We start from the raw sequence: 18,984 nt of genomic DNA on the forward strand, positions 1-18,984 counted from the left end.
TGGCGCGGCACCGGCCGCGGCGAGCCGGAGCCGGCACAGGAGGGGGGATGCGTGCGAGGCGGTCTGGACGACACACTGGCCCGGTTGGCGCGGCGGGAGGAGCTGCGCCGGCGGGGCGACGCCGAGGAGACCGAGCGGGCCGCGACCGACGGCCCGGAGGCCGGACCGGCAGCGGTCGGACCGGCAGCGGTCGGACCGGCAGGGGGCGGGCCGGCAGGGGGCGGGCCGGCAGGCGCCGGCCGGCCGGTCGGGGGGCGGCCGAACGCCGGTCCGCAGAGCGGTGGCCGGGCGGCGCCGCACCGGGGGGCGCCGGCCGGGGGGCACGGCGCGGAACGGGACCCGGTGGCGGAGGTCGCCGAGGCGGTGCGCCGGGTGGTCGCCGAGCACCCGGGCGTCACGGTGCAGCTGCGGGTGGAGTACGACGGGCGGACGTACCCGCTGCGGGTCGGGCCGGCCGAGCCGGGCGCGGTGGCGCGGCCCGCCCCACCCGGGCCCCCGCCCGCCTGGCCGGCGCCGGACACTGCCGGCGGCGACTCCCCCGGTGACGATCCGGCGGCCCGGCTGGCCGCCCTCATCCGGCGCGACCCGTCGCTGCTGACCGGCGACGGCCCGGCACGGTGAGGCCCGCCGCTGCGGTCCCGTCGGCGGCAGGTGCGGCGGGCGGCTAGGGTCGGGCGGTGGCGGAACCCCGGCTGACCCTGACCGCGCTGCTCCGACCGGCGGCCCTGGACGCCCGGCGCGGGGTGGTGCGGCTGCATCCGGAGGTGCTCACCGCGTTGGCGCTGCGCCCCGGCGACCCGGTGCGGCTGGCCGGGCGGCGGGTCACCGCCGGCATCGCCGCGCCGGCCGGGGCGGACAGCGGGCCCACCCTGCTGCACGCGGACGACCTGATGCTCGGCAACCTGGGCCTGCGCTCCGGCGGGCAGGTGACGGTGAGCCCGCTGCCGGTGGCCCCGGCCCGACGGGTCCGGCTCAGCGGCCCGGTGGCGATCGTCGCCGCGGTGTCCCCGGAGATGCTGCGGCTGGCGCTGCTCGGCAAGGTGGTCACCGCCGGCGACGACGTCTCACTGCTCCCGCAGGACGTGCTGCCGGACGCCTCCGTGCGCAGCCTGGTCGAGGCGGCCCGCCGGAGCCTGTCCAACACCGTCGGGTACGCCTGGACCAGCACCCTGCTCACCGTGTCGGCGGCGGAGCCGGAGGTCGGTGGGCTGGTCACCATGGACACCGTGGTCGGCTGGGAGCACGGCCCGGCCACCCACGGCGCGGCACCGGACGACGGGGCGGCGGCGTGGACGTCGCCCGGCGCGGCGCCGGCCTCGACCGACGGGTCGTGGGCGTGGCACGACGACGCGTCGGCGTCGAACGGCACCCGGCCGGCGCCCGGCCCGGCCGGCGGCTTCCCGGGCGGCACCCCCCGCGATCCGGCGCCGACCGGCGAGTCCACGGGCGCACCAGCCGGCGGCGCGCGGTCGGCAGCACCGGCCGGCGGCGCGCGGTCCACGGGAGCGCCGGCCGGGTCCAGCGCGGCAGCGGGCGGGCCGGCGGCCGGCGGGTCCGCGCCGAGCCTGGACGAGCTGCCCGGCCTGCGAGCCCAGGCGGAACAGCTCACCGAGCTGCTGGACCTCGGCTTCCACCACCGCGAGGTGCTCGACCGGCTGGGCACCGAGGTGTCGCTCGGGGTGCTGCTCACCGGCCCCGCCGGCTCCGGCAAGGGCGCGCTGGTCCGGGCGGTGGCCGCCGCGCTGCGGCTCCACGTCCACCCGGTCTGGGCGCCCGAGCTGGCCGCGCTCAGCAACGACGCGGCGGCCCGCCGGCTGCGCGAGGCGGCCACCGCGGTACGCGCCCACGGCCCCGCCGTGCTGCTGGTCGGCGACGTCGAGGCGCTCGCCCCGGCGGACGCGCCCGGCCCGGTGGCCACCGTGTTCCGCCAGCTCCTCGGTGACCTGCTCCGGGCCGGCGTGGCCGTGGTCTGCACCACCGGGCGGCCGGAGGCGGTCCACCCCGGCCTGCACGGGCCGGACCTGCTGCCGGTGCGGATCAGCGTGCCGCTGCCCGACGCGGCGCTGCGCCGCGAGCAGCTGACCGTGCTGACCCGGCAGGTGCCGCTGGCCGAGGACGTCCGGCTGGACGACGTGGCCGGGCGTACCCCCGGGTTCGTCCTTGCCGACCTGGCCGCGCTGGTCCGGGAGGCCGGGGTACGGGCCGCGCTGCGGCAGCGCTCCGAGCCGACGCCGACCGTGGCGATGGCGGACTTCTCGGCCGCGCTGGAGGTGGTCCGACCCACCACGATGGCCGGTTCCACCCTGGAGTTGGCCACCGTGACCCTGGACGACGTCGGCGACCTGGTCGAGGTGAAGCAGACCCTCACCGAGTCGGTGCTGTGGCCACTGACCTACCCGGACACCTTCGCCCGGCTGGGCGTGCACCCGCCGCGCGGCGTGCTGCTGTACGGCCCGCCCGGCTGCGGCAAGACGTACCTGGTGACGGCGCTGGCCGGGTCGGGCCGGGCGAACGTGCTCTCGGTCAAGGGCGCGGAGCTGCTCTCCAAGTGGGTGGGTGAGAGCGAGCGGGCGGTCCGGGAGCTCTTCCGCCGGGCCCGGGAGGCCGCGCCGACGCTTGTCTTCCTGGACGAGGTGGACGCGCTCGCCCCGGTCCGTGGGCAGGCCACCGACGGGGGCACCACGGACCGGGTGGTCGCCGCGCTGCTGACCGAGCTGGACGGGGTGGAGGCGCTGCGCAACGTGGTGGTGGTCGCCGCCACCAACCGACCCGACCTGGTCGACCCGGCACTGCTGCGCCCCGGCCGGCTGGAACGGCTGGTCTACGTGCCCCCGCCGGACGGCGCGGCCCGGGCGGAGATCCTCCGCGCCGCCGCGCGGAACGTGCCGCTCGACCCGGAGGTGGACCTCGCCGGGCTGGGCGCGGAGCTGGCCGACTTCTCCGCGGCGGACTGCGCGGCGCTGGTCCGGGAGGCGGCGCTGGCCGCGATGCGGGAGTCGCTGACCGCCTCGACGGTCACCGCCGCGCACGTGGCGGCGGCCCGGCGCCGGGTCCGCCCGTCGCTGGACCCGGATCAGGTCGCCTGGCTGGCCGCGTACGCGGAGAAGCGGGCCGGCTGACGGCCGCGGGCGGCCGGCTCAGTCGGTGGGCAGCAGCGGGCCGAGCGGGCCGAGATCCAGGTTCAGGTCCTCCGGCGCGAGCCCGAAGTGCTCGCGGAGCAGGGTCATCTGCTCCTCCAGGGCCATCAGCGTGGCGCCCATCCGCTCGATCTGCTCGTCGGTCAGGTCACCGACCTCCACCCGGCGCAGCGCCTGCCGTTCCATCAGCTGCCGGAGCAGCTCGATCACGGTGAGCACCAGGCTGCCCAGCCCCCGCTCGACGGAGTCGCGGTCCACCGCCAGCCGCCGGTCCAGCGGCCGGACCCGCGGCTCGACCCAGGTGGACTCGCCCAGCGCGGCGGCCAGCTCGGTGGCCGTGTCCCGGTCGCCGGCCGGCAGCCGGCGCAGCTCGCCCCCGCCGCTCACGGCGCCGTCCCGCCCGCCGGGAGCGCCGGCACGCCGTCCGGCGCGACGTCGTCCGGCGCGACGTCCGGCGGGGTGAGCGAGCCGACCGAGGAGATCAGCGCGCGCAGCGAGACGTACACCAGGTCGATGTCGGCGATGGCGATGGTGATCTCGCCGCTGATCACCACACCGGTGGCCAGCACCCGGTCCAGCAGGTCGACCAGGGCCACCGGCCGGTACGCCAGCGGATCGTCGGCGCTGCTCGGCGCCAGCGTCTCGGTCACCATGCCGGCTCCCGTACCTGGTGCGCCTCCTCCGCCGGCCGCTCCGCCACGAAGGAGTACGGCGGCCAGGGGCCGGTCAGCTCCAGCCGCACCTGGGGGTGCCGGCCGGCGAGCATCCGGACCAGTTCGGTGAAGCCGTCCAACGCGGCCACGTCCACCAGGTACGCCCCGTTGAGCACCATCGCGGTCGGCGCCCCGGAGAGCCGGCGGTCCTGCGCGGCGTGCCGGCGGGCGGCCACCGCGTACTGGGCGAGGGCGTCGTGCACGGTGGCGGCGGCCTCGGCGGCGATCCGCTGGCCCTGCTCCCGGGCGGTCAGCTGGGCCCGGCGCCGCCGCAGGTACGCCGCACCCGCGCCACCGCCGCCGGTTGCCGGCGGCTCCTCCTCGGCGGCCGGCGCGCCGGGCACCACGTATCCCTTGACGCCCCACTCGGTGCGGCCGGTGAGCCGGTCCAGCGCGGCGGTCAGCTCGGCCTCCCGCTCGGCCAGCACGGCGGCCACCCGGTCGGCGTCCCGGTGCACGGTGGCCAGCCGGGCCGGCACCACCGCCCCGGTACGCGACAGCGCCTCCACCACCCCGTGGTGTGCCCGGGCGGCCCCCTCCAGCCAGCTCAGGTCCTCCAGCTTGCGGCGCAACGGCTCCTCGCCGTACTCGGCCAGCGGGGCGTCGCTGACCACGGCGACCAGCCCGGCGGAGCGGACCGCGCGCACGTCCCGACCGTCCATCCCGACCAGCCCGGCCAGCGCCGCCGGGTCGACCTCCCGCACCACGCCGTGCAGCCAGGCGCCACTGGCCGGGCGGTGCGCGGTGGGCGCGCCGGCGTCAGCGGTCGTACTCATCCCAGTCCTCCCTCGCGGCCCGCTCGGCCCGGGCCGCGACCCGGGGCCGGCGCTCGGCCTCGACCTGCTCCGGATCCCGCGGGCCCGGCTCCACCGGTGGGCGCGCCCGCGAGCTGAGCCACGGGTCGTGCTCCCACCAGTCGATGCCGATCTGCCGCGCGGTGTCGACCGAGGCGATGACGAGCCGCAACTTCAGGGTCAGCAGCTCGATGTCGAGCAGGCTGACCCGGATGTCGCCGGCGATCACGATGCCCCGGTCCAGCACCCGTTCGAGGATGTCGCCGAGGTTCGCCGGCTCGTGTCCGGCGCCCATCACCTGGCCGCTGTTCTGCACCATCGGTGGCCGTGCGGTGGTCATCTCAGCTCCCGTCCCCCTTGCCGCGCTGGTAGCGGCGGGTCCGCCGGTAGCCGAGCAGGGCACCGGTCAGGTCCAGCTCTACCTCGTAGAGGCCGAGCAGGTCGGTCGACGCCGGGATGCGGTGGTCCTCGACCACCTCGACGCCGACCAGCCAGCCGTCGTCGGTGGCCCGGATCGAGGTGATCCCCTGCGCGTCCCGGCCGGTCAGCTCGACGATCTGGCGCAGCCCCTCGCGGGCCGCCTCGGCCGTGCTGATCTCGTCGTACTCGTTGTCGTCGGGATACCGGTCCGGCTCGCGGGCACCCCGGTCGCGCCGGCGCTCGCGATCGCCGTCGCCGCGGATCCGTGCTGCTGTCATCTCATCTCCCTCGCCCGCGCGGCTGTCCGTCCCGCCCGCCGGTGCTCCGCCGCCGGCCGGGTGGCGGCCGCCGTCCGCCACCCGCCCGTTCGGGGGTACGGCCCGGGGCCGGGCCGGTCAGCCGCTCCAGCACCCGCTGCTGGCCCCGGTCCCGTTCCTCCGGCGTGATGTCACCGGCCGCCGCCGCCTCGTCCAACTCCTCCAGCTCGCGCCGGACGTTTACCGGGTTGACCTGCCGCGACTCCGCCTCGCGGGCCACCACCTTCATGACCGAGGTCAGCCCGCGCACCGGCGCGTACGGCAGGGTGAGCAGCGCCCAGAGGATGTCCATCGCTCACTCCACCAGCTGGTGCGCGCTGACGAAGTCGTACGGGGCGAGCGGGCCGGTCAGCCGCATCCGGATCAGCTCCCGGCGCTGCTCGGCGAACTCCTCCAGGGCCCGGACGAACTCCTGCTCGTCGTCCGCCCCGACCAGGAAGGCCACGTTCACCGCGTCCAGCTCGTGGCTGGGCTGGCGGGGTGCGTTCGCCACCGCGTACTGGCCGACGGCGTCGATCACCGCGCGGTTCTCCGCCTCCCGGCGCAGCTCCACCGCCTGGCTGATCATCTCGCCGAGCCGGATCCGCTGTTCCCGGCTCTCCGCCTCCGACCGGCCGCGGATCTGGTCGGCGAGCGCGGCGGCGCTGCCGTTCTCCGCCAGCAGGCCGCCGATGAACTCCGCCTCGTCGAAGCGCCCGTGGACCGTGTACTGCATCCGGTCCTCGAACTCGGCGAGGGCGTCGGCGAACTGCTCGTGATGCGCCGCCAGCAGATCCTCGACCGCGTCCTCGCCGGTGACGACCGTGCCGAACCGCACCGGCAGCACCGGCGCGACCGCCGCCGTGCCGTCCAGCAGCCCCTCGTACGCGGTGAGGTCGGCCGGGCGGCCCAGCGGTTCCTCCAGCCCGATCGGGCTGACCAGCGCGGCCAACTCGCCGTGCTGGATCGCGGCGACCTCCCCCGGCGGGTCGCCGACCCCCTCCGCGTCGGGGGTCGGCTCCACGTCGCACGGCACGATGCCGTAGATGAACAGTCCCTGCTCGGCCATCAGCGCTCCTCGTCCCGGCGGCGGCGCGGCCGCGGCCGTTCCCGGTCGTCGTCCCGGTTGCCCAGCGAGTCCGCCACCGCGCCGCTGATCTCCTGGGCCGCCTTGCCGAGACCGGAGATCGCCTTGCCCTTGGTGGCGGCGCCGGCCGCGTCGCCCACCAGGTCCGGCAGGCCCTTGGTGTCCTTCGGCGTGATGCTCAGCCGGTCGACGGCCTCGGCGAACCGCAGGTACGTCTCGACGCTGGCGATCACGATCCGGGCGTTGATCTCCAGCAGCTGGATGCCGACCACGGCGACCGACACCTGCGCGTCGATCACCACGCCCTTGTCCAGCACCGTCTCCACGACGTCGGCGAGGGTGCCCCCGCCACCGCCGCCACTGCGTTCCAGCGCGCTACCGGGTTGGCTGCTCGTGGTCGCGACAGTCATCGATCACCGTCCTCCCGCCGGCGACGGACCACCGGCCGTCGGGGGGCCTCCGGGGCCCGGCGGGTGGGGCGGGGACGCTCCTCCCGCTCCTCGCGGGGCTCGCGCTCCTCGCGCGGGCGGCGGGCCCGCTCGGGCTGCCGGCGCCGGACCGGACGCGGCTCCTCCTCGGGCTCCTCCTCGGCGTACTCGTCGTCGCCGTAGTCCTCGCCCTCGGCGTAGTCGTCGTACTCCTCCTCCTCGGGCGGGCGGCGGCGCTGCGGCGGCCGGCGACGGCCGCGCTCGGCGGGCCGGCGCTCCTCCTCCGGCTCCTCCTCCGGCTGCTCCTCGGGCTCCTCCGCGCGGCCCTGCTCCGGCGCCTCGCGGGCCTCCTGCTCCTCCTGGAGCGCGGTCTCGTGGTCCTTGACCACCTCGGAGTCCTCGATCTCGCCGCGCCAGCCCTCGACCGAGTCCGGGTCGAGCACGGTCTGGGTCATCACGTGCCGGACGAAGTGCTTCAGCTCCAGCCGGACCCGGCGGCCCTGGGCGCGCCACAGGTTGCCGGTGTGCTCGAAGAGGCCCTGCGGGTGGTATTCCAGGACGACCAGGATCCGGGTCAGCTCGGGACCGACCTCGTGGAAGCTGACCGTGCCGTCGACCGAGCCCTTCTCGCCCTTGGACCGCCAGTGGATCAGCCGGTCCGGGATCTGCCGGACGATCGTCGACTCCCAGGTCCGGTGCGACCAGAAGACCTGCGCCTTCCAGGTCATCTTCTCGTCGGCGTCGGAGTCGCGGTCGGCCTGCTCGACCTTCTTCATGAAGCTGGGGAAGTCGCCGTAGGTCGTCCACTGGTTGTACGCCACCCGGACGGGCACGCCGACCTCGATGGACTCGATGATGTTGGTGACCTTGAGCTTCTTCTTCTTGCCGCCCTTGCCACCCTTGCCGCCGCCACCGAAGGCCGACATCAACTTCTCCTTACCGCCGGCCAGGCCGGCATGGAACATGGCCTTGAACGGCGAGTCGCCGTCGGCGAGCTTCTGCGCGCCGGTGGCGGCGGCGACCAGGCCGGGGCCCCCGCCGGCCTTCGCGTAGTCACTGAGCCGCCCGGTGGCGCCGGTGATCTTCTCGGTCACCACGGTCACCGCCCGCTCGCCGATCGCCGAGGCGAGGTTGCGCAGCTCGCCACCGAGCTGGTCGCGGGCCTTGTCGGTGAGGTTTCCGGTCGCCATGGTCACCGCCCCCGCCGCCGGCGCACGGGGGCCGGCTGCTCGTCACGTTCCGCGCCGTCGTCCGGCGCCTCGTCGTCCTGTGCCGCGGGCTGCTCGTCGAGTTCCTGCTCCTCGTCGGGGGCCGAGTCCGGCCCGCCCTCGGCCTCCCCGCCGCCGGCCGACCTGCGGCGCAGCGCGTCCGCGCTGCCGCGGAGCCTGCCGCTCAGCGCGTCGATCCCGCTGCCTGCGGCGGCGGTCGCGGCGGCCTTGCCGGCGGTGGCCAGTGGGGTACCGAGCCGGGTCAGGTTGCCCAGTTGGGGGGCGTTCAACAGGTCCGTGCCGACCTTCAGCAGGCCACCCGGACGCTGGCTGGCCCGGCCGGCGGCGACCGCCGCGGCCAGGGTGAGGGCGGTACGCAGCTTCTTCCGGCGACCGAGGACGTAGCCGGCGGCGACGGCGAGTCCGATCCGTGCTCCGCTCTTCATCGATGCTCCTTCACTCCCCGGGGGTCGGACACCCGATCACCTCGGCCGAAAACAGCTACCGGGGAAATAGCGCAAGAAGGGCCTGCGATCGGGAGTCCCGTATTGGCGGACCCGGCGGGCAGTACCCGACAGCCGATGCACAAAACATTTCCGCGCTTTATCGGGCAGCCGCGGTACAGCACATCAGGATGCCCATGGCGAGACGGCCCAAGGTCGCTCAAACCGACCATACGGGCAGGTCGAGGGCGGTACCTCGCAGCGATGAATGCGGGACTCTAAATATTGGTCAAAGCGCCGGCAGGGCGGAGTCGAGGCACAATTCCGCATGCACCTTCCCGCTGTGGTTGCGCAATTTCGCTCCGCATTTGTTGAGCACCGCGATGGCACCCGCATTCTCCGCGGTCGTCTCCGCCACCACGGTGCGCATACCGGCGGCCGCGGCGGCGTTCAGCAACTCGCGCAGCGCCGCCGCGCCGAGCCCCCGCCCGCGGGCGGACCGGCCCAGCCACATCCCGGTCTCCACCACGCCCGGCTCGTCATGGCGGGTCATCCGGATCATGCCGACCACCTCGCCGCCGGCGATCACCGCGTACATCCGGGTGTGGGTGGGGCCGTCGAGACCGGCGAAGCTCGCCCGGTGGAAGGCGCGGAACGCCTCCCGCCGGGCCTGCGACCACCCGGCGGGCGCCTCCACCGGAGGCATCACGTCGATCGGCTCCGCCTCGGCGACCGCTACCGAGAGCAACGACTCCAGGTTGCGTTCGTCCACCGGCTCCAGCCGTACCGCTCCCGTCACCTGCCGCAGTCTGCCCGCCGTAACCGGTCAGGTCCACCCCTTTGGGCGGGCACTGCCGGTACGTCGAGTGGTACGGACCGGTCGGGCCACCGGGGTGCCCCCCTCACGCTGCGTTGCGGTGACGGCCCGACACGCCCCCCGCCGGGCGTCCGACGGCGGGGGTGGCCCGGCCGGTCAGCGGGCCGTGGGCCGGTCGGTGGGGGTGAAGTCGCAGAACACCACGGAGGCGTCGTCGGTGCGCTTGTGCCGGCGCAGCCGGTCCGGGTGCTCCCGCTCGGCGGCGCGTACCCGGTCGATCAGCGCCGCCGGCCCGTCGGCCGCGACCAGGTCGAGCAGCCCGGCCCAGCCGAAGAGGCCGAACTGTTCCACCGCGCAGGATGCCCCGTCGGTGAGCAGCGCTGCCCGGCGCAGCGCCCCGGGCCCGCGCAGCGGGACCGTCCCGGTCACCGCGTGGTACGCCGCGTCCGGGTCGGCCGCGGCCACCCAGTAGCCGTGGGTCCGGTTCATCCGTTGCCGCTGGGCGGTCACCGCCGCCCGGAACCGGGCGACCCGGTCCGTCGAGCCGGCGGGCACCGAGGCGACGGTGCGGCGCAGCTCGGCGGTGGCGGCGTCGAGCCGGTCGTCGGTCACCGCCCGGACCTCGCCGCCGGTGTCCAGCACCAGCGGGCTGTCGCAGAGCACCAGGTAGTCGACCTGGTCACCGCCCTCGCGGAGCAGGCAGACGGTCGACGCCGGGGTGCCGGGATGGTCCAGGTCGCACTCGCCGCCGTGGTCGGCGCGGACCGCGAGGATGGCCGCGGCGAGGCTGCTCATCAGCGTCGCCGCCGGCCGCGCCGCGGCGGCCAGCCCGAGCCGGGCGGCGAGGTGCCGCACGTACCAGGACGGCCCGTGCACGCAGCCGGTGTCGAACCCGTCCGGCACGGTCGCCCCGTCCAGCACCCCGACCAGCGGCCCGAACCGGAAGACCACGTCCTCGTTCTCGAGCCGGCCGGGCGCGGCCGCCGAGGCGGAACCCACCCGCATCGTCGGTGCCTCGGCGACCGGCCGCGCCGGCCGGCTCCCGGTCGCGTACCGCCGGTCCGGTGCCCCCATGCCCGCTCCCTCCGTCGCCGCCCAGCACCAGGGCCTACCCCGCCGGGACCGCGACATGCCGCCCGGCGGGCCGACCCCACCCGCTTCGGACGAACTGACACCCCCACCCAGGTCCGGGTCGGTAGCGTCAGTCACGCCGGCTCATCAACCGCGTCAGGGGGATCGCATGTTGGCCAAGCTGCACGAATCAGGGCTCAAGGCGGAGCACATGTACCTCGCGGGCTTCGCGAGCATCGGGCTCTCGTTCACCAGTTGGTTCCTCTCCAAGCACCTGGAGCGCGCGGGGGTGGCCCGCGCGGACCGCTGGGGCATCTTCATCGGGGAGTGGGCACCGACGTTCTTCGCGATCGGCAACGGCCTGCAGATGTACGAGAAGCGCTGACCCGGTCAGCGGCGGGCGGTTGGCCGATCCGGGTCAGCGGCGGCGGTTGCGGGCCCGGGAGGAGCGCAACCGGCGCAGCCGCCCGATCAGCAGCGGCTCGGCGGCGAGCGCGGCCGGATTGTCCAACAGCCCGTTGAGCAGCTGGTAGTAGCGGGTGGCGGAGAGCCCGAAGGTGTCCCGGATGGCCTGCTCCTTGGCCCCGGCGTGCCGCCACCACTGCTGCTCGAAGTCGAGGATGCGGCGTTCCCGCTCGGTCAGCTGCGCGGCCTGGCCCGGCGCTGTCCCCTGGCCCGGCGCCACCTCCTTACCCTGGTCCGGCTTGGCGGCCCGGGTCGGCTCGGTCGTCTCATCCGGCGGGGCCGAACGCGGCGGCGGCACCGCCGGGATGCCGTCCCGCCGCTCGGCGCCGGTCCCCCCGGACGGCTCGGGCCGGCCGGGGGCGGCCGCGGCGGCGTCGGTGGACATGGCGCTCCTCGCAGGGGCGGGCGGCCGGTGGCTCCGGCCCGGGGGGACCCCAGCCTAACCAGGCCCGGCCAGGGCCGCAGCGCGCGCCGCGGCCCTGGCCGGGCCGGTCCGGAACCCTCCCGGCCGACCGTGGATCAGGCCACGTCGCGCCGCCGCATGGCCCACATCGCCGCCACGAGCGCGATCATCAGGCCGGCGCCGAGCAGCAGCGAGGACTGCTGCCAGGTGATGGTGAGCTCGTCCGGCATGCAGCCCCCCGTCGGGGTGGCGATGCACGCCTGGTAGTCCTGCAGCGTCACCTGCTTCTTGATCCACGCCATGGCGTACGTGGGCACCAGCCAGGCGTCCGGGAACCGCACGTCGGCCAGGGACAGCGCGATCGCCACGCCGTACTGGCCGACGACCAGGAACGCCATCGCCCCGCCGAGCGCGAAGGCGGTGTGCCGGCCGAGGGACGCGACCGCGAAGCCCACCGTGGTGACGGCCAGCACCAGGGCCAGCGCGCGCAGCTCGGTCAGCCCGAGCGACCGCCACAGCCCCGGGGTCACCTCCGTGGTGGTGCCCCGGAAGTGCCCGACCAGCCAGAAGCAGAGCGTCCACAGGGCCGCCGCGAGCACGGTCACCACGGCCGTCCCGGTGAGCAGCGCCGCCAGCTTCGTCAGCAGCACCGTCAACCGTTTCGGCCGCCAGAGCAGCAGGTTCATCATGCCGCCGGTGTTCCACTCGGCACCCACGTACGAGGCGCCGACGACGAACCCGACCACCGCCAGCAGCATCGCGAAGGTCAGCAGCGTCTCGCCGAAGTCCTCGTGGAAGCGGAACGTCGGCGGCAGCGACCACTGCGGGTCGAACGCCTCCGGCGGGGGCGGCATGATCTCCGCGCAGTTCTCCGGGAACCCGCGCGACGAGACGGACCCGCCGTCGGCCTTGACCCGCTCGCACTCCGTTCGGGCCTGCTCGGTGTCGCGCACCGCCTGCTGGTAGTTGGCCTTCGCCTCGCGTTCGGCCGCGGCGATCTGGTCGGGGCCGACCTTCTGGTTGGTGAAGAACGCGCTGGCGATCACGGCCGCGAGGACCAGCAGACCCAGCAACGTCATGTACCGGGTGAAGCGCCGCTTGCCGAGCCGGCGCAGCTCGGTCCGATAGAGGCTCACGCGCCCCAACCTCCCTTGGTGACCTCCCGGTCACCGACCTTCGTGGACTGGTCGACCTGGCGGTGCTGGCCGGGGACCGGCGCGGTGGCGGTCAGGTCGAGGAAGACGCTCTCCAGGTCGGCCGCGACCGGCGCGAGTTCGCTGACGTACAGCCCCTGGTCGGCCAGCAGCCGGCTGACCATGGCCGGCTTCTCGACCCCGGCGAGCATCAGGTGGTCGGCCTGGGCGGTCACCTTGATCCCGGCCCGGTCCAGCAGCTCGGCGGCGGACGGCAGGTCGGTGGGCGATTCCAGCCGGACCCGGACCGAACCGTGCGAGTGCTCGGCGAGCACCTCGCTCACCGGCCCGTACGCGACCCGGCGGCCCAGCGAGATGATGGTGACCGAGTCGCAGATGAGCTGGATCTCGCCCAGGATGTGGCTGGACAGCAGCACCGTCATGCCACCGGCGGCGAGGTCCCGGACCAGGGTGCGCATCTCCCGGATGCCGCCCGGGTCGAGGCCGTTGGCCGGTTCGTCGAGGATCAGCAGCTTCGGGTCCTTGAGCAGGGCGGAGGCCACCGCCAGCCGCTGCTTCATGCCCAGCGAGTAGGTCTTCACCCGCTCACCGGCGCGGTCCCGCAGGCCGACCTGCTCCAGCACCTCGTCGACCCGGCGCCGGGGCACCTCACCCGCGCCGGCCAACAGGTCCAGCGTGTCCCGCGCGGTGAAGTGCGGGAAGAACTGCGGGCTCTCCACGATCGCTCCGATCTGGCCGGCCACCACGGGCAGCGCGGCGGGCACCTCGTGCCCCAGCACGCTCATCCGGCCGCCGTCCGGGCGGATCAGGCCGAGCAGGGTGCGCAGCGTGGTGGTCTTGCCCGACCCGTTCGGGCCGAGGAAGCCGTGCACCTCACCGGCTGCCACCCGCATGTCGAACCCGTCCAGCGCGTTGCGGGTGCCGCGCCGACGGCTCTTGTACGTCTTGCGTAGACCTTCGATTTCCAGGACAGCCGACAAGCTGCGCCTCCCCCGATGGTGACGGATGACGACGTCACCATACTGGGTATGCAGCGGCCGGCATACCCGGTATGCGTCGGCGGTTCGGCTGATTTCCCCTCGGGTGTTAGGAGGGGGCCCTTCCTATACAAAATGCGTTAACAAGGGCACCCTCCTTACACCTCAGGCGCAGATGACGTGGACGCCCGCGGTGCGGAACGCCTCAACCACCTCGGGCGCGGCGCCGGAGTCGGTCACCAGGGTCTCCACCCGGTCCACCGGGCAGATCCGGGCGAAGGCGTGCCCGCCCAGCTTGGACGAGTCCGCGATGATCACCACCCGCTTGGCGCGGGCCACCATCAGGTTGTTCATCGCCGCCTCCCCCTCGTGGTGGGCGGCGGCACCGAGCTGCGGGTCGATCGCGTCCACGCCGAGCAGGGCGACGTCGAGGGTCACCTCGCGCAGCAGCGCGCCGCCGAGCGGGCCGACCAGCTCGAAGGACTTAGGGCGGACCACCCCGCCGGCCACCACCACCTTCATCCGGGACCGGACCAGCAGTTCGTTGGCGATGTTCAGGGCGTTGGTGACCACGGTCAGCTGCGCGCCCTCCGCGCTGGTGTTCAGGTCCGGGCGGACGGCCAGGGCGCGGGCCACCTCGGTGCTGGTGGTGCCGCCGTTGAGGCCGACCACGGTGCCGGGCGAGACCAGCGCGGCGGCGGCCGCCCCGATCCGCTGCTTCTCGGCGGAGTGCTTGGCCGTCTTGTAGCGCAGCGGCAGGTCGTACGAGACGCCGTTGGCGACCGCGCCGCCCCGGGTCCGCGTGATCATCTGCTGCTGGGCGAGCTGGTCGAAGTCGCGCCGGATGGTGGCCTGGGAGACGTCCAGCCGCTCGGCGGCCTCCTCGACGGTCACCCGCCCGCTGTCGGTCAGCATCTCGAGCAGGGCGTTCCATCTGGCGTACCGGTCCACCGAGGGCCCTCCACTGACTCTGCACGAACGGTGATTGATTGCGTGCACAGTAGTGCGCGAAACTCGGCGCGCGCAAAACCCTGCCCTGCGCGAAGCGCCCGGTTGTTGCCAGGGTCACCCCACTTCACGCAGAATGACGCGCGAAAGGTGGCTCAAACGAGCTGTATTGCGCAGCGCACCCTCCTGCGAGGAGTTCCCATGGCTCACGTGCACGCGGAGATCGCCAGCCAGCCCGACTGCTGGCGGGAGGCGGCGGCGCTCGCCGGCACCGTCGCCGACCGCCTGCCGGCCCGCGGCGAGCGGGTCGCCGTCGTCGGTTGCGGCACGTCGTGGTTCATGGCCATGGCGTACGCCGGGCTGCGCGAGCAGGCCGGCCACGGCGAGACGGACGCCTTCCAGGCCAGCGAGTTCCCCGCCGGCCGCCGCTACGACCGGCTGGTGGCGATCACCCGCTCCGGCACCACCACCGAGGTGCTGGAGCTGCTCGCCGCGCTGCGCGGCCGGGTGCCGACCACGGTCGTCGTCGGTGACCCGGGCTCCCCCGCCGTCGCCCTCGCCGACGCGGCGGTCGCCCTGCCCTTCGCCGACGAGCGCGCGGTGGTGCAGACCCGGTTCGCCACCACCGCGCTGGCGCTGTTCCGCGCCCAGCTCGGCCAGAACGTCGAGGCGCTGGCCGCCGACGCCGAGGTGACCGTCCGGGCCCCGCTGCCGATCGACCCGGCCCGGATCGAGCAGGTCACCTTCCTCGGCCGCGGGTGGACGGTCGGGCTGGCCCAGGAGGCCGCGCTCAAGTGCCGCGAGGCGGCCACCTTCTGGGCCGAGGCGTACCCGGCCATGGACTACCGGCACGGGCCGATCTCGGTGGCCGCGCCGGGCCGGCTGGTCTGGGCCTTCGGTCCGCTGCCCGAGGGGCTCGCCGAGGACGTCGCGGCGACCGGGGCCGCGTTCGCGCACAGCCGTACCCACGGCTGCCGCACCGTGCTGACCAGCTGGGCCGCCGGGCGTACCCCGGTCGACCCGATGGCCGACCTGATCCTGGCCCAACGCTTCGCCGTCGCGCTGGCCACCAGCCGCGGGCTCGACCCGGACGCCCCCCGGCACCTGAGCCGGTCCGTGGTGCTTGCGTGACCGCGAACGGCGGGCCGCCGGGCGGGAGCGGCGACGTCGTCGTCGCGCTCGACGTGGGCGGCACGGGGATGAAGTGCGCGCTGGTCCGGCCGGACGGCACGGTGGTGCACGCCGAGCGGCACGCCACCGACGCCGGGCGCGGCCCGGACGCGGTGGTGGGCACCGTGCTGGACGTCGCCGAGGGCCTGGCCGGCACCGCGCGGGCCGCCGGCCTTACCCCGGTGGCCTGCGGCGTCGTCGTGCCCGGGGTGGTGGACGAGGCCACCGGGACGGCGGTCTGGTCGGCGAACGTGGGCTTCCGGGACGTACCGCTGCGGGAGCTGGTGGCGACGCGGCTCGGCCGGCCCGCGGTGCTCGGCCACGACGTGCGGGCCGGCGGCCTGGCCGAGGCCCGGCTCGGCGCCGGGCGCGGCGCGGCGCACGTGCTGTTCGTGGCGATCGGCACCGGGATCGCCGCCGCCCACGTGGTCGACGGCCGGGCCGCCACCGGCGCGCACGGCGCGGCCGGCGAGATCGGCCACATCCTGGTCCGCCCCGACGGCCCCACCTGCGGCTGCGGCCGACCCGGCTGCCTGGAGGCGGTCGCCTCGGCCGCCGCCGTCGCCCGCCGGTACGCGGAACTGGCCGGCACGCCGGCCGCTCTCCACGGCGCCCCGCAGCCGACCCGGTCCGACGGCACGCCGGAGCCGGTCGGCACCAACGGCACCCCGCAGCCGGCCGCCACGCCGGAGCCGGTCGGGGCGGCGGGTGGGCGGCTCAGCGCCGCCAACGTGGCGACGCTGGCGGCGGCGGGCGACCCGCTGGCCGGGCGGGTGTGGCGGGAGGCCGTCGAGGCGCTCGCCGACGGGCTCGCCACCGGGCAGGCGCTCTTCGACGTGTCGACCGTGGTGCTCGGCGGTGGGCTGGCCCGCGCCGGTAGCCTGCTGTTCGATCCGCTGCGCGCGGCGCTGCGCGACCGGCTGACCTTCCACCGGGAGCCGCGGCTGGTCCCGGCGGCCCTCGGCGACCAGGCCGGCTGCCTCGGCGCCGCCCTGCTCGCCCTCGACGCGCGCCGGGAAACCGCGCTGGCACTGGACGACTGAGGAGAACTGATGAGCCTGCGGGTGAGCGGGAAGGTGGTGACCCCGACCGGGGTGATCCGGCAGGGGTGCGTGGAGCTGACCGGCGACCGGATCAGCGCCGTCGCCGAGTACCCCGCCGTGCGCGACGGGCACTGGATCCTGCCGGGCTTCGTGGACATGCACACCCACGGCGGCGGCGGGCACACCTTCACCACCGGCGACGCCGACGCGGCCCGGGGAGCCGCCGCGTTCCACCTCGGACACGGCACCACCACCCTGCTGGCCAGCCTGGTCAGCGGCCCGTACGAGCTGATGCGGGCGGCCACCTCGACGCTCGCGCCACTGGCCCGGGCGGGGGTGCTGGCCGGCATCCACTTCGAGGGGCCGTACCTGTCGGCGGCGCGCTGCGGGGCGCAGAACCCGGAGTTCCTGCGGGACCCGTCCACCGAGGAGCTGGCCGAGCTGGTCGAGCTCGGCGGCGGCGCGGTCCGGATGGTGACCCTGGCCCCGGAGCGGGACGGCGCCATCGAGGCGATCAAGCTGCTCACCGGGCACCGGGTGGTCGCCGCGATCGGGCACACCGACGCCACGTACGACCAGACGCGGGCCGCGGTCGCCGCCGGCGCGAGCGTCGCCACCCACCTGTTCAACGGGATGCGCCCGCTGCACCACCGCGAGCCGGGACCGGTGGTGGCCCTGCTGGAGGCGCCGAACGTGGTCTGCGAGCTGGTCGCCGACGGCGTGCACCTGCACGACGCGACGCTCACCTTCGCCGCCGCGACGGCCGGCCCCGAGCGGGCCGCCATCATCACCGACGCGATGGCCGCGGCCGGCATGCCGGACGGCGAGTACGAGCTGGGCGGCCAGGCGGTCACCGTGGCCGACGGGGTGGCCCGGCTGGCGCGCGACGGCGCGATCGCCGGCAGCACGCTCACCATGGACGCCGCCCTGCGGCGCGCCCTGGCGGCCGGCATCCCGATGACCGACGCGGTCCGGATGGTGGCCACCACCCCGGCCCGGGCGATCGGCCTCGGTGACCGGGTGGGCGCGCTCCAGGTCGGGCTCCGCGCCGACCTGGTGGTCCTCGACGACGACCTGAACGTGGTGCGGGTGATGCGCGCGGGCGAGTGGGTGGAGTGAGTTCCCGGCCGGCGGGCGGTCAGCCCGTCGGCATCTCCACGCCGAGCACGGCCTGCTCGTCCGGGCGGTGCACCAGCACCTCGGACAGGTAGGACTGCACCGCCGGGGCCATCCCGACGTCCCGCCCGGCCTGCTCGGAGAGCAACCACTTGTGCTCGATGATCTGCGCGAAGAGCTCCTGCGGCTCCAGCTTGCGGCGCAGGTCCGCCGGCACCGCGCGGACCACCGGCTCGAAGACCTCGGTCAGCCAGCGGTGCGCCGCCTGCTGCTCGTCGGTCAGGTCGCTCTCCACCCGGTAGGCGTCCAGGTCGTTGAGCAGCTTGCGGGCCTGGTTCTCCTCGGCGTCGAGGCCGGTGAGCCGGAGCAGCCGCCGGGTGTGGTAGCCGGCGTCGACCACCTTGGGCCGGACCAGGTAGCGGCCGTTGTCGACGGTCGACAGGGCCACCTCGGCGACGTCGAAGCCCAGCTCGTTGAGGCGGCGGATGCGGCCCTCGATGTCGTGCCGGGCCTCCCGCTCGATCTGCTGCTCGTAGGTGATCTCGTGCCACAGCCCCTCGTAGCGCCGCACGACCTCCTCGCAGACCACCTCCGGCTCGATCGACTCGTGCAGCAGCCCGGCGGCCTGCAGGTCGAGCGCCTCGCCGAAGATGTTCACCCGGGCGATCTCCAGGTCCTCACCGCGCTGCCCGTGGGAGAGCGAGCTGTGCAGGGCCCCGGTCTCCGCGTCCACCAGGTAGGCCGCGAAGGCCCCGGCGTCCCGGCGGAACAGCGTGTTGGACAGCGAGCAGTCGCCCCAGAAGAAGCCGGTCAGGTGCATCCGGACCAGCAGCGCGGCCAGCGCGTCGAGCAGCCGGTTCATCGTCTCCGGGCGCAGCGTGTTGGAGAAGAGCGCCCGGTAGGGCAGGGAGAACTGCAGGTGCCGGGTGATCAGCACCGATTCCAGGGGCTCCCCGTCGTCGGTCTGCCGGTCGGCGACGATCGCCACCGCCTCGACCGACGGGAAGTCGATCCGTTCCAGCGCCCGCAGCAGGTCGTACTCCCGCTCCGCGATCCGTTCGCGGGTCTCCTTGAACGCGTACACGAACTCGCCGAGGCGGACGAATCGGACGATGTGCCGGGAGATGCCCTGCGGCAGGGCGACCAGGTGCTGGGCAGGCCACTCCTCCAGCGGGGTCGACCAGGGAAGGTCAAGCAGCGCCGGGTCCACGAGGGCAGAGGTGATCCGCACGGCCACAAGTCTGACGGTTGTCCCCGCCGAACGCTTCCCTTCGTGGTTCGGCACACAGCCGTC

Annotated in this window: 21 protein-coding genes and 2 pseudogenes; 6 read left to right on the forward strand and 17 right to left on the reverse strand. The window is 75.1% G+C overall.

Annotation, left to right across the window (positions count from 1 at the left end):
* Window positions 1–51 precede the first annotated feature (51 nt).
* Both K7640_RS14725 and K7640_RS14730 read left to right on the forward strand, forming a co-directional pair.
* The gene (locus K7640_RS14725) at window positions 52–621 is read left to right on the forward strand and encodes a hypothetical protein (protein WP_222955367.1); all 570 of its coding nucleotides are present in this window, start codon (window positions 52–54) and stop codon (window positions 619–621) included.
* Between the two features lie 56 nt (window positions 622–677).
* Window positions 678–3,119 carry an AAA family ATPase gene (locus tag K7640_RS14730; RefSeq protein WP_222955368.1) on the forward strand — a complete coding sequence of 814 codons (2,442 nt, stop codon included), beginning with the start codon at window positions 678–680 and terminating at the stop codon, window positions 3,117–3,119.
* 18 nt (window positions 3,120–3,137) lie between these two features.
* On the opposite strand, the gene K7640_RS30605 is transcribed toward K7640_RS14730, so the two are convergent.
* The 12 genes and pseudogenes from K7640_RS30605 to K7640_RS14790 all read right to left on the reverse strand — a co-directional run bounded on the left by K7640_RS30605 (window position 3,138) and on the right by K7640_RS14790 (window position 10,417).
* A complete protein-coding gene (locus K7640_RS30605; RefSeq protein WP_222955369.1) occupies window positions 3,138–3,524 on the reverse strand; it encodes a gas vesicle protein K in 387 nt (128 codons plus the stop codon).
* Window positions 3,521–3,790 carry a gas vesicle protein gene (locus tag K7640_RS14740; protein ID WP_222955370.1) on the reverse strand — a complete coding sequence of 90 codons (270 nt, stop codon included), beginning with the start codon at window positions 3,788–3,790 and terminating at the stop codon, window positions 3,521–3,523. Before K7640_RS14740 ends, K7640_RS30605 begins: the two co-directional genes overlap by 4 nt.
* Entirely contained in the window at window positions 3,784–4,626 is an 843-nt protein-coding gene (locus K7640_RS14745) for a GvpL/GvpF family gas vesicle protein (RefSeq protein ID WP_222955371.1), read from the reverse strand. Before K7640_RS14745 ends, K7640_RS14740 begins: the two co-directional genes overlap by 7 nt.
* A gap of 160 nt (window positions 4,627–4,786) precedes the next feature.
* A pseudogene (gene gvpJ, locus K7640_RS30985) lies at window positions 4,787–4,939 on the reverse strand (gas vesicle protein GvpJ); the annotation flags it as partial.
* Window positions 4,940–4,985: 46 nt separating this feature from the next.
* The gene (locus K7640_RS14755) at window positions 4,986–5,342 is read right to left on the reverse strand and encodes a gas vesicle protein (RefSeq protein ID WP_222955372.1); all 357 of its coding nucleotides are present in this window, start codon (window positions 5,340–5,342) and stop codon (window positions 4,986–4,988) included.
* A gap of 1 nt (window position 5,343) precedes the next feature.
* Window positions 5,344–5,673 carry a gas vesicle protein GvpG gene (locus tag K7640_RS14760; RefSeq protein ID WP_222955373.1) on the reverse strand — a complete coding sequence of 110 codons (330 nt, stop codon included), beginning with the start codon at window positions 5,671–5,673 and terminating at the stop codon, window positions 5,344–5,346.
* Window positions 5,674–5,676: 3 nt separating this feature from the next.
* Window positions 5,677–6,429, reverse strand: coding sequence for a GvpL/GvpF family gas vesicle protein (locus K7640_RS14765; protein WP_222955374.1), 753 nt, complete (start codon window positions 6,427–6,429; stop codon window positions 5,677–5,679).
* Between the two features lie 206 nt (window positions 6,430–6,635).
* Window positions 6,636–6,818 (reverse strand): annotated as a pseudogene (gene gvpJ / locus K7640_RS30990) (gas vesicle protein GvpJ); the annotation flags it as partial.
* A gap of 35 nt (window positions 6,819–6,853) precedes the next feature.
* Window positions 6,854–8,065 carry an SRPBCC family protein gene (locus K7640_RS14775; RefSeq protein WP_222955376.1) on the reverse strand — a complete coding sequence of 404 codons (1,212 nt, stop codon included), beginning with the start codon at window positions 8,063–8,065 and terminating at the stop codon, window positions 6,854–6,856.
* 2 nt (window positions 8,066–8,067) lie between these two features.
* The gene (locus tag K7640_RS14780) at window positions 8,068–8,529 is read right to left on the reverse strand and encodes a hypothetical protein (RefSeq protein WP_222955377.1); all 462 of its coding nucleotides are present in this window, start codon (window positions 8,527–8,529) and stop codon (window positions 8,068–8,070) included.
* Between the two features lie 286 nt (window positions 8,530–8,815).
* Window positions 8,816–9,325: a GNAT family N-acetyltransferase gene (locus tag K7640_RS14785; protein WP_222955378.1), complete on the reverse strand. Its 510-nt coding sequence runs from the start codon at window positions 9,323–9,325 to the stop codon at window positions 8,816–8,818.
* 174 nt (window positions 9,326–9,499) lie between these two features.
* Window positions 9,500–10,417, reverse strand: coding sequence for a hypothetical protein (locus tag K7640_RS14790; protein WP_222955379.1), 918 nt, complete (start codon window positions 10,415–10,417; stop codon window positions 9,500–9,502).
* Window positions 10,418–10,583: 166 nt separating this feature from the next.
* Between K7640_RS14790 and K7640_RS14795 the strand changes: the two genes are divergently transcribed.
* Window positions 10,584–10,799: a hypothetical protein gene (locus tag K7640_RS14795; protein ID WP_222955380.1), complete on the forward strand. Its 216-nt coding sequence runs from the start codon at window positions 10,584–10,586 to the stop codon at window positions 10,797–10,799.
* A gap of 33 nt (window positions 10,800–10,832) precedes the next feature.
* On the opposite strand, the gene K7640_RS14800 is transcribed toward K7640_RS14795, so the two are convergent.
* The 4 genes from K7640_RS14800 to K7640_RS14815 all read right to left on the reverse strand — a co-directional run bounded on the left by K7640_RS14800 (window position 10,833) and on the right by K7640_RS14815 (window position 14,364).
* The gene (locus K7640_RS14800; protein ID WP_222955381.1) at window positions 10,833–11,264 is read right to left on the reverse strand and encodes a DUF3263 domain-containing protein; all 432 of its coding nucleotides are present in this window, start codon (window positions 11,262–11,264) and stop codon (window positions 10,833–10,835) included.
* A 134-nt stretch (window positions 11,265–11,398) separates the two neighbouring features.
* Entirely contained in the window at window positions 11,399–12,418 is a 1,020-nt protein-coding gene (locus K7640_RS14805; RefSeq protein ID WP_222955382.1) for an ABC transporter permease subunit, read from the reverse strand.
* A complete protein-coding gene (locus K7640_RS14810) occupies window positions 12,415–13,416 on the reverse strand; it encodes an ABC transporter ATP-binding protein (RefSeq protein WP_255609006.1) in 1,002 nt (333 codons plus the stop codon). The genes K7640_RS14805 and K7640_RS14810 overlap by 4 nt, the downstream gene beginning before the upstream one ends.
* Before the next feature lie 162 nt (window positions 13,417–13,578).
* Window positions 13,579–14,364 (reverse strand): DeoR/GlpR family DNA-binding transcription regulator, encoded by a 786-nt coding sequence (locus tag K7640_RS14815; RefSeq protein ID WP_222955383.1) that lies wholly within the window; start codon window positions 14,362–14,364, stop codon window positions 13,579–13,581.
* Between the two features lie 198 nt (window positions 14,365–14,562).
* Here K7640_RS14815 and K7640_RS14820 point away from each other — a divergent pair, with 198 nt between their 5' ends.
* The 3 genes from K7640_RS14820 to nagA are packed head-to-tail and all read left to right on the forward strand — an operon-like array spanning window position 14,563 to window position 17,693.
* Entirely contained in the window at window positions 14,563–15,492 is a 930-nt protein-coding gene (locus tag K7640_RS14820; protein ID WP_222955384.1) for an SIS domain-containing protein, read from the forward strand.
* Window positions 15,489–16,574, forward strand: a complete 1,086-nt coding sequence (locus tag K7640_RS14825) for an ROK family protein (RefSeq protein ID WP_308042559.1) — start codon at window positions 15,489–15,491, stop codon at window positions 16,572–16,574. The genes K7640_RS14820 and K7640_RS14825 overlap by 4 nt, the downstream gene beginning before the upstream one ends.
* A 9-nt stretch (window positions 16,575–16,583) precedes the next feature.
* Window positions 16,584–17,693: an N-acetylglucosamine-6-phosphate deacetylase gene (gene nagA, locus K7640_RS14830; protein WP_222955385.1), complete on the forward strand. Its 1,110-nt coding sequence runs from the start codon at window positions 16,584–16,586 to the stop codon at window positions 17,691–17,693.
* A gap of 19 nt (window positions 17,694–17,712) precedes the next feature.
* Here the strand turns inward: nagA and K7640_RS14835 are convergent, their stop codons facing one another.
* A complete protein-coding gene (locus K7640_RS14835) occupies window positions 17,713–18,975 on the reverse strand; it encodes a DUF4032 domain-containing protein (protein WP_222955386.1) in 1,263 nt (420 codons plus the stop codon).
* Between the last annotated feature and the right edge of the window lie 9 nt (window positions 18,976–18,984).

Origin of the sequence: Micromonospora sp. PLK6-60, assembly GCF_019890675.1 — a bacterium.
Taxonomy (GTDB): domain Bacteria; phylum Actinomycetota; class Actinomycetes; order Mycobacteriales; family Micromonosporaceae; genus Micromonospora.